Genomic DNA, 14281 nt, shown 5'->3' with positions numbered 1-14281 from the left:
CCAGTCACAACGGAACTAGTAGGTACTGATGGCGATTCAACAGCTTGCTCCTTAATGTCACTGACACCTAGATCACTTGTACTACTGCTCACATCACTATCACCGAGCCTCTGCTTCGTTCTCGCTTGTCGAAGTAGGTAAATCTGTTGACGCCTCTGGAGACACAGTCGGCTCATCGGGGGTTTGTAATGCCTCCATATTCGGCTCAACCATAGAAGCACTTTCACTGGCTTCTATTTGCTGTTCCTCTAAGGCTACTGTAGCCGATTGAGACGGCCACCAAAAAACTAAAAATACGAGAACAGCAACAATAACGACGGAAATAAACACAACAATAGGGTCACCTAGATGCGTTTGCTTATTCACCTTGTCGACAGGCTTAATGGTTGACTCAGCAACGTCCCTGCTACTGTCAAATGCATGCAACATCTCTGTATGCTCTATGCCTAACAAACGACAGTAGCTCTTTAGAAATCCTCGAGCAAAGGTCACAGAACGGAAATATTTAAAATCATTCGCCTCAAGTGCTCGCACTTGATCAATCGGAATTTTTAGCGCGGTCGCAACATATCTTTCATCAAACTCTAGCTCTAGTCTTTTTGACTTTAATCTATTGCCAATGTTAATAGTGTGCGTTTTGCTTACAGAAGCGTTCGTTTGAGATTCAGTTGTCATGTCAATACCTTGAGCCATGCAGGCATGTAAAATTACTCGCTGATGAATACAGTGTAGGGTCAGTCTCGCGTGCAGTTAGATGCCGCGACAGACAGTTGTATTCATCAAAATGCACCGATCCTCGGGCAATTTCTTTATCAGCCTGGATATTATTAAAAATTAAGCGAGCTTTGTCATTACTACCCTGTATTAAAACAAGATTGAGCCTCGGTCATCAAACCAATCAGAGGTAAATCTGCAATTTCTTTTGCCTGTTTGAGATAGTTTCCTGCCAAGTTTACTTGATTCTGACGTATTGCACATCTAGATAGATTTATTTGCACAGATTGACGTTTTAACAAGCGACTGGTATCGGCTTTTTCAAACGCATTACAGGCCTCTCCCCAGCGCTTCTTTAAGCCCAGCAGCACACCGTAGTTATTCCAGATAAAATCATCGTCTGGGTATTTTTGCAGCGCCTGATGATGTATTGAAAGCGCTTTATCATTAGGGTCAACGCTGAGCCAATACAAACTCAATAGTCGCCAATAATCATTGCCACGCTCGGACATACGAACCTGGTCAAGTTGCTTTTTCGCCAAGACCCACTGCCCCAGCAAAAGATGCGCTTGAACCATCAACAACCTCTCAGAATCAGACGTTGAGGATGATGGCGTGGAAACAGGTTTGTAAGCACAAGAGGCGCTCAATAAACAACACAAAAAAAGTGGCAACCAACACAACCGCATACTGACATCCTTGTCATTCACTAAAGAAAATAATTAACTTTTCACTTCTCGCAACTCAATGTATTTCTGACTACGGCGTGTTTTATCGTGGAAATCTCCAACCAACTGGCCACAAGCCGCATCGATATCATCTCCCCGAGTGGTTCGAACGGTCACAGTGTAACCCGCATCCGCCAAAATTTTCTGGAAACGGCGCGTACGATTATTCGATGGCTTTTCATAACCAGAGTGAGGGAATGGGTTAAATGGAATTAAGTTAACCTTACACTCCAAATCTTTAAGAAGCTCAGCTAACTCATAAGCCTGCTCTTCGTTATCATTCACACCAGACATTAAAGTATATTCAATTGTGATATGACGCTTGTCTGGCAGGTTGGCCAAATAAAACTGGCACGCCTCTAACAGTTCAGCAATTGGGTATTTTTTATTAATGGGTACAAGCTCGTTGCGCAAAGCATCGTTTGGCGCATGCAATGAAATCGCCAAAGATACGTCTGTACGTTTCACCAACTCATAAATTTTAGGGACGACACCAGAAGTACTCAAGGTGACGCGACGCTTAGACAAACCATAAGCATGGTCGTGCATCATTAAAATCATCGCATCAACAACCGGCTCAAAGTTCATTAAAGGTTCGCCCATTCCCATCATGACCACATTGGTAACGCGACGAGGGCCGTTTGGATCCATAGGTCCAAAGGATTTAATCGCAATCCAAACCTGACCAATGATTTCAGCAGGCGTTAAATTTCGGTTAAAACCTTGCTTACCCGTTGAACAAAAACTGCAATCCAGAGAACAACCTACCTGCGAAGACACGCACAGCGTGGCTCGGTCACCATCTGGAATCAAAACCGTTTCAACACAGTCATTCTTGCCCCCTTCAGTACGAATAATCCACTTACGCGTACCGTCAGTAGAAATAGTCTGCGACACCACTTCGGGTCCACGAATTTCACAGATCTGCTCTAGTTTTGCTCGTAACGCCTTACTGACATCTGTCATTTCTTCAAAGCTTTCAGCCCCCTTTTGATGAATCCATTTGATCACTTGAGTAGCACGAAATTTCTTCTCACCAATAGATTCAAAAAACTCAATCAGCTTGTCGGGGGATAAACCTAAAAGGTTTACTTTTTTGATGTCAGTCATAATTCAATATCGCTTGCTATAAGTAGCATTAAGTGTAAACGAAAAAAGCCTCTGAAAAGAAAAATCTTTTCAGAAGCCTCTGTAAAAAAGCGGGCTAGCGCCCGCTTTTTTAAAACAGATCGGACATAAAAGTCCTAGCTGTCAATTACTTACCGAAGAAGTAAGCAATTTCACGAGCTGCAGACTCAACAGAATCAGAACCGTGAACAGCGTTTGCATCGATAGACGTTGCGTAATCTGCGCGCAAAGTACCTGCAGCTGCATCTTTAGGGTTAGTTGCACCCATCAGTTCACGGTGACGAAGAACAGCGCCTTCACCCTCAAGAACAGACACAACAACAGGACCAGAAGTCATGAAAGCAACCAAATCTTTGTAGAAAGGACGCTCTTTGTGTTCAGCGTAGAAACCACCAGCCAATTCATCGTCTAGTTGAATCATTTTAGCTTCAACGATTTTGAAACCAGCACGCTCAAAACGAGTGTAAATTTCGCCAATTACGTTTTTCGCAACAGCATCAGGCTTGATGATAGATAGAGTGCGTTCTAACGCCATGATATAACTCCAAATTAAATTTAAAGGGACGATGCCTTTTGCATGGCCCGGACTTAAAAGTTCAGCGCGCGTATTATACGCATCAATTCATTAAAATTGTATGATCAAACGAACATTATTTATTCAAATAAGAATAAAAGTACCATTTTTCACACCTAAGCGACTGAACGAAGACGAGTCACTGCGTTTTTAATGGTTTCAGCGGCAAAATCCACTTCTTCCTCGGTCGTAAAGCGCCCTACAGAAAGACGCAAGGAGCTGTGCGCTAGATCATCAGCCAAGCCAATCGTGCGCAATACATAAGAAGGCTCTAGGCTGGCTGAAGTACAGGCGGAACCTGAAGAGACTGCAATATCGCTCAAGGACATTAATAAAACCTCCCCATCCACTCCAGAAAAGCCAACATTTAATACACCGGCAACGCGGTTATCTGAATCACCGTTAAGATACACACCAGATAACTCTGTCAATGAAGACCACAAACGTTCGCGCAGGGCTTTAATACGAGCACAATCCTGCTCCATTTCTTCGCCCGCTAAACGAAATGCTTCGCCCATACCAACAATTTGATGGGTTGCTAAAGTGCCAGAACGCATACCACGCTCATGACCACCACCGTGAATTTGCGCCTCCAGTTTTACTTTAGGCGAGCGCCTTACAAACAAAGCACCAATCCCTTTTGGACCATAGGTTTTATGAGCGGTAAGTGACATTAAATCTACATTCATTGCATTAACATCTATCTCAACTTTCCCTGTCGTCTGTGCCGCATCAACATGAAGAAACACGCCACGAGATCGAGTTAAACGACCAATAGATGCAATATCCGTCAGCACACCAAGCTCATTATTACCATGCATCAAAGACACCAAAACAGTATCTTCACGCAACGCTTCTTCCACCTGGCTTGGTGAAATCACACCATGCACGTCTGGCTGCAAATACGTCACTTCAAAACCATCTTTTTCAAGTTGCTTACAAGGATCCAAAACCGCCTTATGCTCAATCATGGAAGTAATGATATGGCGACCTTTTTGACGATAAGCATGAGCGACCCCTTTCAAGGCTAAATTATTGGCCTCCGTCGCACCCGACGTCCAAACAATCTCACGGGAATCCGCTTTAATTAAACTGGCCACCTGTAACCGAGCCTCTTCAACAGCCTCTTCTGCTCGCCAACCAAAAAGATGTGAGCGAGATGCAGGGTTGCCAAAATTCCCATCCTGCGTTAAACACGCCATCATTTTTTCAGCGACTCTTGGATCCACGGGTGTGGTTGCAGAGTTATCTAGGTAAACCAGGGTATTCATTAAAGCTCTCCAATATAAATTAAACAGGTACACATAAGCCGATAGCTCAACAGCCCAGAGTTAAGCCGCGGCCTGAGCGATACCTTTTATGCGACCGACAATGGAACGCAAACCGTTACCACGAGTCGGACTCAAATGTCTTTCAAGATCCAACTCTTCAAAATACGCTGTAATGTCGAAATCTAAAATTTCTTGTGGTGTTTTGTGATCCAATGCCGCAAGCACTAACCCCAACAAACCACGAACGATAATGGCATCACTGTCTACCGCAAAAGTAAGCACTTCACCTTTTATCGAATCCTGCTCACTACCCGGCTGAATCCAAACACTGCTCTGGCACCCTTTCACTAGACGTTCCGGCGTACGCCACACTTCATCAAACTCAGGCAATGACTTCCCCAAATCTATTATGTACTTATATTTATCTTCCCAATCGTCAAAGAACGACAGATCGTCAACGATATCTTCCGTACTAGGTAAAGCCATGACTACCCTCTTTTTTCATCAAGCCTATTAAAACAAAAACGGCTTTGGCTATATGCCAAGGCCGTTTCTTATTGTATTCGATTTTAGCAAATGACCGAAACTATCCCCAAAAAGACATTAGAAGAAAAGACCCGCTTCCAATTGCGCCTCTTCACTCATCATTTCTCGTGACCAAGGTGGATCAAACACCAAATCCACTTTCACTGAATCAACATTTGGCACTTTCGCCACTCGATACTTAACATCCCCCACCAACACAGGCCCCATTCCGCAACCTGGTGCCGTTAATGTCATATCAATCAAAACAGATTTTGCTTCTTGATCTAGCGTCACCTTATAAACCAAGCCTAACGATACTAGGCTGATCGGAATCTCAGGATCGTAAATGGTATCTAACGCCTGCCAGACTTGATCTTCACTGATCTGCCCAGTACCAAGATCTTCAAAATCCAAGACCTCAGGTTGCTGACCAATGGCCTCCGCGTCGGTACCGTCTATGCGCAGCATATTACCTTGCCAAGTGACTGTATAGTTGCCACCTAAACTCTGGTTGATCGTAATAAACTGACCTTCTGGAATACTAACTGGCTCACCACTCGGTACTCGTCGTGCTGGACAAGCACGATTTGTTACTACCATTTTTTGCATGAAGTTAACTCACACTAAAGCTTTCGCCACAGCCACACTCTGCTACAACGTTAGGGTTTTTAAACTTTACAACTTCGTTAACGCCCTCGCGCACTAAGTCGATCTCTGTGCCCTTCAACATGGCAACAGAGTGCGAATCCACTGCAAGTATCACGTTACCAAACTCTAATACGGTATCGTCACCTGAGGCGGTATCAACAATATCCAGCACATAAGAAAAACCCGTACAACCACTCTCTTTCGTGCTCAATCGAATCAACTTGCCAGGCTGCTTAACCAATTTAGAGGCAAAATATTTCTGTGCAGAAGCGGTTAAAGACACGCTAGAGACAGGATCAAACGTTGTTACTGTCATTGAAACCTCCTAAGCCAGCATTGTTTGCACTTTTTTCAGTGCCACAAACAAAGCGTCAACTTCTTCTAATGTATTATAAATCGCAAACGATGCGCGTGCTGTACCTGGCACATTAAAGCGCGCCATCAGTGGCTGCGCACAATGATCACCCGTACGCACAGCAATGCCTTGCCGATCCAACAAAAACCCGATGTCAGCAGGGTGTCCCTGATCCATCACAAAGCTCAACACGCCAATTTTTTCTTTGGCGGTCCCAATTATTGTCAAACCTTCAAACTGCTCAGCAAGCTCAGTTGCATGGTCCAACAAGGCTTTTTCATGAGCCGCAACAGCCTCTTGATCTAATGCACTAAACCAACGAATCGCTTCCGCCATCGCAATCGCATCACCCACATTAGGCGTACCTGCCTCAAAACGATAAGGCAAAACGTTCCAAGTTGCGTCTTGCAAAGTCACGGTAGAAATCATCTCGCCACCAGTGCGCCAAACAGGCCACTCAGCGAGAACTGACTCTTTACCCCAGAGCACACCGACACCCATTGGTCCATAAATCTTATGCCCAGAAAAGGCATAAAAATCACAACCTATGTCTTGCACATCAACATGACCATGAGCGGCACCTTGAGCACCATCTACCAGTACCCAAGCTCCGACTTTTTTTGCTTTCGCCGTCATTTCTTTAATTGGGTTCACGGTACCCAAGGCATTGGAAACATGCGGAAAAGCAACAAACTTAGTATGCTCATTTAGCATGGCATCATAAGCCCCTTGATCTAATTCACCAGAATCCGTTACCGGAACGGTTCTTAAAATCGCACCAGAAGCTTTACAGGCTTGTTGCCACGTCACTAGATTGGCATGGTGATCCATTCCTGTTGCAATAACCTCATCACCCGATGACAACAAAGAACCTAAACCATTGGCGACAATATTAATCGCCTCGGTAGTACCCGTCGTCCAAATCACTTCTTCGCGTTTTGGCGCGTTAATGAAGTTTTTTACGATGTCGCGCGCATCCTCAAAGCGACGTGTCGCTTCATCAGCAAGACGATGGGCACCACGATGCACATTAGAATTACAGGTCGAATAGTAATCCACCAAAGCATCAATCACACATTGCGGCTTTTGCGTCGTCGCTGCATTATCGAGGTATATCAAAGGTTTCCCATCAATCTCTCGCTTTAAAATCGGAAACTGCTTACGGATAGCGGCTACATCAAAACTCATCGTTTTCTCGCTTATTTCACTTCCATTTGCGCAAATCGTTCACGGATAATAGGACGAATCCACTCCGCTAACGCCGCATTTGGCATTAAATCAATCAACTCATTAATAAAACCAAAGTTGAGCATCACTTGCGCTTTCGAGCGGCTTACACCACGAGTCTGCAGATAATACAAAGCTTGCTTATCAATCTGAGCTACCGTTGCCCCATGAGCACATTTCACGTCGTCAGCGTATATTTCTAACTCTGGCTTAGTGTTAATCTCGGCTTTATCGGATAACAGCAAGTTGCGGTTATTTAGCTCTGCCAAGGTTTTCTGTGCATCACGGTGAATATGAATACGACCATTAAAAATAGCGCGAGAACGATCGGCTACGATACAACGCACATTCTCTTCAGTTTTGCCATTGGGCATAGCGTGCTCAACCGTCGCATGCAGATCAAACAGCTCTTTTCCATCTAACAAATACATGGCATTAAGCTTGGCATCGGCAAACTCACCCGCATGAATAATGTCGGTGTCTAAACGAGACAACTCACTACCAAAACCCACAAGAGTACTGTGCATTTTAGCGTGGTCATACAAGTTAAAATGGCTACCACCAATGGAAACATTACTGCCTGTCTGTAGAGCAAAGCGATAATGCTCTAGGCTAGCATTCGCTGCGACCTTATATTCAACAAACGCGGTATTAAAACTATCGCCTTGCGCTTGGACATCTTCAATCACGGTTAATCGCGAGCCAGCTGCCAAAGTGATTTGCACACGAGTGTGGGATTCGGCGCCTTGACTCAACAAAGAGCTAATACGAATCGGCTGAGTAACCTCGACCCCTTCCGCCACCGTGACCACCACGACATCTTGTGCTATTGCGTCGTTAACCAAACCGAAAATGTGGCGCTCTGGTTTAATAGTCGAAAATATATGTAGTGCTTCTGCTTGTTGCGCCGCATCTAAGTCACCACCCAATGAAATAGATAAACCTTCAGGCAAGGTTTTCGTCAATTGCGTTTGGTCAAACTGCCCATTAACAAAGACCAATTCAATTGCGGATAAATCCGCAATGGCAACCGGCAACAACTCGACTTTATCGGTAATGACTTTTGCTTGCGTACGCTCTACAGGGCGCAAAGGCGTATAACGCCACGCTTCCGTTTTACGCGTTGGCCACTTAGTATTTGCTAAAAGTTCCACTGCGTGAGGCTCGCTTTGGCGCAAGCCAGTCATTGATACCTTGCGCTCGAGCAATGGCGCTTTCTAACCATTCACTCATGCGTTACCCCTCAAGTTCGTCTTCAACTGGCTCTTTCTGCAACCAAGCATAACCTTGAGCTTCTAACTCAAGCGCAAGGGAAGCATCACCACTCTTAACGATTTTGCCGTCAGACAATACATGCACAAAATCAGGCTTAATGTAATCTAAAAGACGTTGATAATGGGTTACAACGATAAAACTGCGATCTGCGGAACGTTGGCTATTCACACCCTCTGCCACTATCTGCAGAGCGTCAATATCCAAACCAGAATCTGTTTCATCTAGAATGCAAAGCTTTGGTTTCAGCAATAACATCTGCATTAGCTCATTACGTTTTTTCTCGCCACCGGAGAAACCTTCGTTAACACCACGCTTCAAGAAAGCCACTGGCAAGTTAACTTGCTTACACGCCGCTTTCGCTTCTTTCAAGAAATCCGCAGAAGTAATGGCGTCTTCACCACGGGCTTGACGCTGCGCATCCACCGACGCTTTTAAAAATTCTAAGTTGCTGACACCAGGAATTTCGACTGGATATTGGAACGCCAAGAACAAACCCGCGCGAGCCCTGGTCTTCCGTCTCCATTTCCAGTAAATCTTCGCCATCAAGCGTCACGCTACCACTGTCTACACTGTAACCATCACGACCAGACAAAACATAGCCAAGAGTACTTTTACCAGCACCGTTTGGTCCCATGATTGCGTGCACTTCACCCGGTTTGATGTCTAAATCCAACCCTTTGATGATTTGTTTTTCTTCAACGCTGGCGTGCAAATCTTTTATCGTCAACAAACTTTTCGTGTTCGACATCTTTAATAATTCCTTAACCTACTGAGCCTTCAAGGCTTATTTCTAGTAACTTGCCCGCTTCAACGGCAAATTCCATTGGTAATTCTTTGAATACTTCCTTACAGAAGCCATTCACAATCATGGAAACGGCTTTTTCAGGATCGAGGCCACGCTGACGACACAAGAACATCTGTTCATCACTGACCTTAGAGGTTGTCGCTTCATGCTCAATAATGGCTGATGGGTTACGACTTTCCACGTAAGGGAAAGTGTGTGCGCCACACTGATCACCAATCAACAAAGAGTCACACTGGGTAAAGTTACGTGCGCCTTCGGCACCTGGGTTCATACGAACAAGCCCACGGTAGCTGTTGTTACTTCTGCCTGCCGAAATACCTTTAGAGATAATGGTGGATTTTGTATTCTTACCGATATGGATCATCTTGGTCCCAGTGTCTGCTTGCTGACGACCACGCGTCAAAGCAACTGAGTAGAACTCGCCTACACTATTATCGCCTTTCAAAATGCAGCTTGGGTACTTCCAAGTGACCGAAGAACCTGTCTCGACTTGCGTCCAAGAAATCTTAGCGTTGGTATGACAAATACCGCGCTTGGTGACAAAGTTGTAAATACCGCCTTTGCCGTTCTCGTCACCTGGATACCAGTTTTGCACCGTTGAGTATTTAATCTCAGCGTTATCCATGGCAACGAGCTCTACTACCGCTGCATGCAGCTGATTTTCATCACGCTGCGGCGCAGTACAACCTTCTAGATAACTCACGTGGCTACCTTCATCCGCGATAATCAGTGTGCGCTCGAATTGCCCCGTATTTTGCTCATTGATACGGAAGTAAGTAGACAATTCCATAGGACAGCGAGTGCCTTTAGGAATATAAACAAAAGAACCATCCGTAAACACAGCACAGTTCAACGCCGCATAATAATTGTCTTTCTTAGGAACAACACTACCGATGTACTTTTTAACAAGATCTGGATATTTGTGCAGCGCTTCAGAAATTGGGCAAAATATCACACCCGCTTCCTCTAGTTTCTCACGGAATGTCGTTACAACAGAGACAGAGTCAAATACCGCATCAACCGCGATACCGGCCAACATTTGCTGCTCTATCAAAGGAATACCAAGTTTTTCATAAGTACGCAGTAGTTCCGGATCCACCTCGTCCAAAGACTTAGGCTTGTCTTTCATACTTTTTGGAGCCGAATAGTAAGAAATAGACTGAAAATCTATTTTTGGGTAATCGACTAAAGCCCATTCAGGCTCTTCCATTTCCAACCATTCACGAAATGCGCTCAGGCGCCATTCGAGCATCCATTCAGGCTCACCTTTCATTTCAGAAATACGTCGGATGACACTTTCATCCAAACCTGGCTCAAATGTCTCTGATTCTACATCAGACACAAAACCTGCTTCGTACTCCCGTGCCAGCGCCTTATCTATCTGCTCAGTCATATAAAAACTCACTCAATTATAGCCACTAATACGCCGTGAATCAGCGCATTAAGCTCTATTAATTTATTTTCTATTTAATCAACAATGGCCGCGCTAATTTTGTCATTTTGAAGACAGCGTTGTCGGCTCTCAAGATCTTGTCGCTCAGCAACTTGACGTACATCATTGCGACGCACAAGCTGCTCTAAGCTAATTTGATTTAAAAAATCGTGTATTTGATCACTTAAATCACACCATAAATGATGGGTGAGACAAGTATTACCGCTTTGACAATCACTTCGGCCTTTGCAGCCCGTTGCATCTACCGACTCATTAACCGCATCGACTATTTGAGCAACAAAAATATCATGGTTAGATCGGCTAAGACGATAACCGCCACCAGGTCCTCGGACACTGTTTACCAAAGCTTTCTTACGGAGCTTAGAAAACAATTGCTCAAGATAAGACAATGATATTCCTTGTCTATTCGAAATATCCGATAACGACACAGGTCCTTTATCCGAATGCAATGCTAAATCAAGCATGGCGGTTACCGCATAACGACCTTTTGTTGTCAGGCGCATAAACTATCCACTTTAGATTATTCTGTAAAAGTAAATAGTACACAAAACCTACTGTTTTGATCAAGTATTTACCTGACTATTTTAGTAGGTTATTACACACCCATTGTCATGGGCGCATATTTTACGTGTACTGAGGCAAAAACTAAACCGCTGAATGTGTCTCTAAAGACTACCCTAAACATAATCCAGAGCAATAATAGAGCACGCCGTGGTGGTAATAAGGCAAAACTGACATAAAACCGATAAAAGCAAAGATAAAAACGTGTTCTTTTTATGCAAAAAAGCACACTATTAAATCATCATATGAGTGAAGTAAGGAGGGCCAATTATGCCACAAAAACCTATTGTCGATAAAAAAGTGGAGGTAGAAGAGCCGACTCCCAAAAAAAGCAAAATACCTATAGTCGCTTTTTTATCCTGTTTCCTATTGAGTGTTTGCGCTTCTTCTGGCGTGACCTACTTTCTACTTCAATCCCAAGAAGATGTTGAAACCCTCAACAAACTGAGCACTCATGAAGAACAATTACTCAACATACAGAAAATACAGTCTCAACAAGATATCAAGATACAAACCATTGAAGAACAAAATGAAACACTAAAGCTTTACCTAAGACACAGTAGCGCGACGGCTCTAAAAAATATCTTAATCAATCAAGAACAAAATATTCAGGCTTACCTAAAAGTCATGAAATCCGCCATGAGCGACCTATCTGCACTCAGTCCTAGAACAACGGACTGGAATAACGAATACCAATATCAATTAGATCTCGCACTAAAAGGCAGTATAAAAAGAGAAGATTTATTGAAGTTACTCAAAACGGGAGAACCGAACGAAAAAAGCCAGTAGCCGCAAATTTCCAACAACACACAAGGACGTATCCTTTTGCCATTACCAATGATTAAAAACACTAAAATATTAAAAGTGTACGATACCGCTAAAACCAGTTTCTGGTTTACACCATGCCTGATTTTATCGCTCACCATTTTAAGCTGTATATCACTGCTGCTGATTGATCTATACGCTGGGCTAAACTCGTTAAATTGGCTAAATTTCTTATACCACGCCGATGCAAGCATCACTCGAGACCTTCTTACTACCGTCGCGAGCAGTGTGATGACGGTAGTAAGTATCACGTTTTCCATTACCATAGTTGCCCTTACCAACGCCTCGTCGCAGTTTGGACCGAGATTAATTCGCAATTTTATGGAAGACTCTAGCACCCAAGTCGTACTTGGTATTTTTATATCTTTATTTGTTTACTGCTTGATTCTGGTTAGAACAACTGATGATTTTGCCGGTGGTGCTTTTCTTCCAGGGCTTACTATTGCTGGCGCAATATTAATGACGATGTTCGGCATTCTTTTGCTTATCTATTTTATTCACCACGTTTCTCTCAATCTGCAATCTGACAGTGTCATAGACAATGTTTATAAAGAGCTGCAAGACAGCATTAACCAAATCTTTAAACAGCAAAAAGAGGAAGAAGACACCTGCTCCTCAAGGAACAAAAGCCAAACTCAAGAGTCAACGCAAACAGAAAACAACAAGCAGTTCAATTTCAAAAGCCATTCATGTGGTTATATTCAAGCAATTAATTACTCAGATTTAACCGATTTAATGTGCAAACTAGATGGCCATCTGAATATCACAGTCAATCCAGGCGATTTTGTCGTCAACCGCATGATTGTGATGAAAAGTGACATCGAAAACTTTTCAGAAGAGGATAAACAAACACTGCACGAGTGCTTTACGTTGAGTACCTAAAACGCACCCCAATACAAGACCCAGAGTTTGCAGTGCACCAACTGGTTGAAATCGCCTTGAGAGCCCTATCACCCGGCATAAATGACCCCTATTCAGCCATCGCCTGCATAGATAAACTCACCGCAACGATTTGTGATTTGACTCAAAAAAACTTCCCTGAAGGCATCACCTATGATGAGGAAGGAGTAGAACGAGTAACCTACAAAACGACATCATTTGAAACCCTAGCCAATATCGCCTTTGACCAAATTCGCCAATATTCACAATCTTGCCTAGCAGTGCGTTTGCGTCAATTAGAAGGTTTGATTCGTATTGCTGAACAAGCAAATTATGCAACTCATTGGTCCTTTGTCCGTCATCAAAAGCTCATGATCGAACATGGATTAGAGCAACAGCAACTAATAGACTTGGACAGAAAGGAAGTCTCCATCCGCCTACAAGCCTTGAGCAAACTATTAGATAATGCGTAAAAAAATCGACAATGATTAGCCTATATAAAAAGCTAATCATCTGCGAGACGAAGTGACAAACTGATTGGGTAATGATCAGACGAATGGATATCTGTGTGAACATGCACGTCAACAACGCCTAATCCGCGGCAATAAATGTGATCAAGATGACGAAATAAATGACCTAGCCTTGGCTGACGAGTGATATCAACTTCTTTTAACGAGCATGACATAGCTAGCTCATCAAAATACTGCATTCTTTTTTTGTTCCAAGTATTAAAGTCACCGGCCAATAATATCGGGCCACTATGATGCTCTAGAGCCTGAAAAGCTTGATCAAGATGCGCGCTGAATTTTTCGAAAGAAACAAAGTTAATCATGTGAGTATTGATAACGAGCAGCGACTGCTCAAGGGTAGGTTCTGTTGTACTTGCTAACGGATACTCGGTTGCTAACACCATTTTTTTAGTTTTAGTAATAGGCTCACTATGAGTAGATGCTGAAAAAAATGCTTATTTGCCATAACGCTTGATCCGGTTTTAACTCCCGTTTCAATGTTAGACTTTACGTTTTTAAAGCTGCTCGCCATAATCCACTGATGTTGCGAAGAATGGTTAAACATTCCGTCAAAGGGCGAGTTTAGAATGGCTTCTTGCAACAGGATTAAATCTTTATCGTCAATGAGAGAAGTAAAATCATTCTGCCAACCCTTTCGTTTGCATTTAAACACATTCCACAACAATACCTTAATATCTGGCCCTATCACCTGTTTCGAAGCGCTTCCCATTATTTTTAACGACTCAACAGTGCTATAACGACTTTTCATCATAAAAAATAGCCTTTAAAAATGATAACAACAAC

The 14281-nt window shown here is 43.4% G+C and carries 18 protein-coding genes and 1 pseudogene; 3 read left to right on the top strand and 16 right to left on the bottom strand.

Features of this window, described 5'->3' with window-relative positions:
* Positions 1–99 precede the first annotated feature (99 nt).
* The 14 genes and pseudogenes from AC0L6V_RS00165 to iscR form a co-directional block, all read right to left on the bottom strand.
* Complete coding sequence (locus AC0L6V_RS00165) at positions 100–675, bottom strand: helix-turn-helix domain-containing protein (protein ID WP_265216724.1); 576 nt, start codon at positions 673–675, stop codon at positions 100–102.
* Between the two features lie 179 nt (positions 676–854).
* The gene (locus AC0L6V_RS00160) at positions 855–1292 is read right to left on the bottom strand and encodes a tetratricopeptide repeat protein (protein WP_418138662.1); all 438 of its coding nucleotides are present in this window, start codon (positions 1290–1292) and stop codon (positions 855–857) included.
* A 144-nt stretch (positions 1293–1436) separates the two neighbouring features.
* Entirely contained in the window at positions 1437–2552 is a 1116-nt protein-coding gene (gene rlmN, locus AC0L6V_RS00155) for a dual-specificity RNA methyltransferase RlmN (RefSeq protein WP_265216722.1), read from the bottom strand.
* 145 nt (positions 2553–2697) lie between these two features.
* Positions 2698–3105, bottom strand: coding sequence for a nucleoside-diphosphate kinase (gene ndk, locus AC0L6V_RS00150; protein ID WP_111638332.1), 408 nt, complete (start codon positions 3103–3105; stop codon positions 2698–2700).
* 155 nt (positions 3106–3260) lie between these two features.
* The gene (locus AC0L6V_RS00145) at positions 3261–4415 is read right to left on the bottom strand and encodes an IscS subfamily cysteine desulfurase (protein ID WP_265216720.1); all 1155 of its coding nucleotides are present in this window, start codon (positions 4413–4415) and stop codon (positions 3261–3263) included.
* A gap of 60 nt (positions 4416–4475) precedes the next feature.
* On the bottom strand, positions 4476–4901 hold the full coding sequence (locus tag AC0L6V_RS00140) for a SufE family protein (RefSeq protein ID WP_265216719.1): 426 nt from the start codon (positions 4899–4901) through the stop codon (positions 4476–4478).
* 117 nt (positions 4902–5018) lie between these two features.
* On the bottom strand, positions 5019–5549 hold the full coding sequence (sufT, locus tag AC0L6V_RS00135) for a putative Fe-S cluster assembly protein SufT (RefSeq protein WP_265216718.1): 531 nt from the start codon (positions 5547–5549) through the stop codon (positions 5019–5021).
* A gap of 4 nt (positions 5550–5553) precedes the next feature.
* The gene (locus AC0L6V_RS00130; RefSeq protein ID WP_265216717.1) at positions 5554–5904 is read right to left on the bottom strand and encodes a HesB/IscA family protein; all 351 of its coding nucleotides are present in this window, start codon (positions 5902–5904) and stop codon (positions 5554–5556) included.
* A 9-nt stretch (positions 5905–5913) separates the two neighbouring features.
* Entirely contained in the window at positions 5914–7131 is a 1218-nt protein-coding gene (locus tag AC0L6V_RS00125; RefSeq protein WP_265216716.1) for an aminotransferase class V-fold PLP-dependent enzyme, read from the bottom strand.
* A gap of 11 nt (positions 7132–7142) precedes the next feature.
* Positions 7143–8324: a Fe-S cluster assembly protein SufD gene (sufD, locus tag AC0L6V_RS00120; protein WP_265216714.1), complete on the bottom strand. Its 1182-nt coding sequence runs from the start codon at positions 8322–8324 to the stop codon at positions 7143–7145.
* An 82-nt stretch (positions 8325–8406) separates the two neighbouring features.
* A complete protein-coding gene (gene sufC, locus AC0L6V_RS00115) occupies positions 8407–8988 on the bottom strand; it encodes a Fe-S cluster assembly ATPase SufC (RefSeq protein WP_418138661.1) in 582 nt (193 codons plus the stop codon).
* A 13-nt stretch (positions 8989–9001) separates the two neighbouring features.
* Positions 9002–9112 (bottom strand): annotated as a pseudogene (locus AC0L6V_RS00110) (ATP-binding cassette domain-containing protein); the annotation flags it as partial.
* Between the two features lie 94 nt (positions 9113–9206).
* Entirely contained in the window at positions 9207–10643 is a 1437-nt protein-coding gene (sufB, locus tag AC0L6V_RS00105) for a Fe-S cluster assembly protein SufB (RefSeq protein WP_111606439.1), read from the bottom strand.
* Positions 10644–10717: 74 nt separating this feature from the next.
* Positions 10718–11206, bottom strand: a complete 489-nt coding sequence (iscR, locus tag AC0L6V_RS00100) for a Fe-S cluster assembly transcriptional regulator IscR (RefSeq protein ID WP_265216713.1) — start codon at positions 11204–11206, stop codon at positions 10718–10720.
* Between the two features lie 328 nt (positions 11207–11534).
* Here iscR and AC0L6V_RS00095 point away from each other — a divergent pair, with 328 nt between their 5' ends.
* The 3 genes from AC0L6V_RS00095 to AC0L6V_RS00085 are packed head-to-tail and all read left to right on the top strand — an operon-like array spanning position 11535 to position 13441.
* Entirely contained in the window at positions 11535–12053 is a 519-nt protein-coding gene (locus tag AC0L6V_RS00095) for a hypothetical protein (protein ID WP_265216712.1), read from the top strand.
* Between the two features lie 36 nt (positions 12054–12089).
* Positions 12090–12971 carry a DUF2254 domain-containing protein gene (locus AC0L6V_RS00090; RefSeq protein ID WP_418138660.1) on the top strand — a complete coding sequence of 294 codons (882 nt, stop codon included), beginning with the start codon at positions 12090–12092 and terminating at the stop codon, positions 12969–12971.
* On the top strand, positions 12950–13441 hold the full coding sequence (locus AC0L6V_RS00085) for a DUF2254 family protein (RefSeq protein WP_418138659.1): 492 nt from the start codon (positions 12950–12952) through the stop codon (positions 13439–13441). Before AC0L6V_RS00090 ends, AC0L6V_RS00085 begins: the two co-directional genes overlap by 22 nt.
* Positions 13442–13473: 32 nt before the next feature.
* On the opposite strand, the gene AC0L6V_RS00080 is transcribed toward AC0L6V_RS00085, so the two are convergent.
* Positions 13474–13881, bottom strand: a complete 408-nt coding sequence (locus AC0L6V_RS00080) for an endonuclease/exonuclease/phosphatase family protein (RefSeq protein ID WP_418138658.1) — start codon at positions 13879–13881, stop codon at positions 13474–13476.
* Positions 13872–14249 (bottom strand): exonuclease/endonuclease/phosphatase family protein, encoded by a 378-nt coding sequence (locus AC0L6V_RS00075; RefSeq protein ID WP_418138657.1) that lies wholly within the window; start codon positions 14247–14249, stop codon positions 13872–13874. The genes AC0L6V_RS00080 and AC0L6V_RS00075 overlap by 10 nt, the downstream gene beginning before the upstream one ends.
* Positions 14250–14281 lie beyond the last annotated feature (32 nt).

It is taken from the genome of Marinomonas sp. G8-14, assembly GCF_055808935.1.
This window is presented reverse-complemented; position numbering and strand designations above follow the sequence as displayed.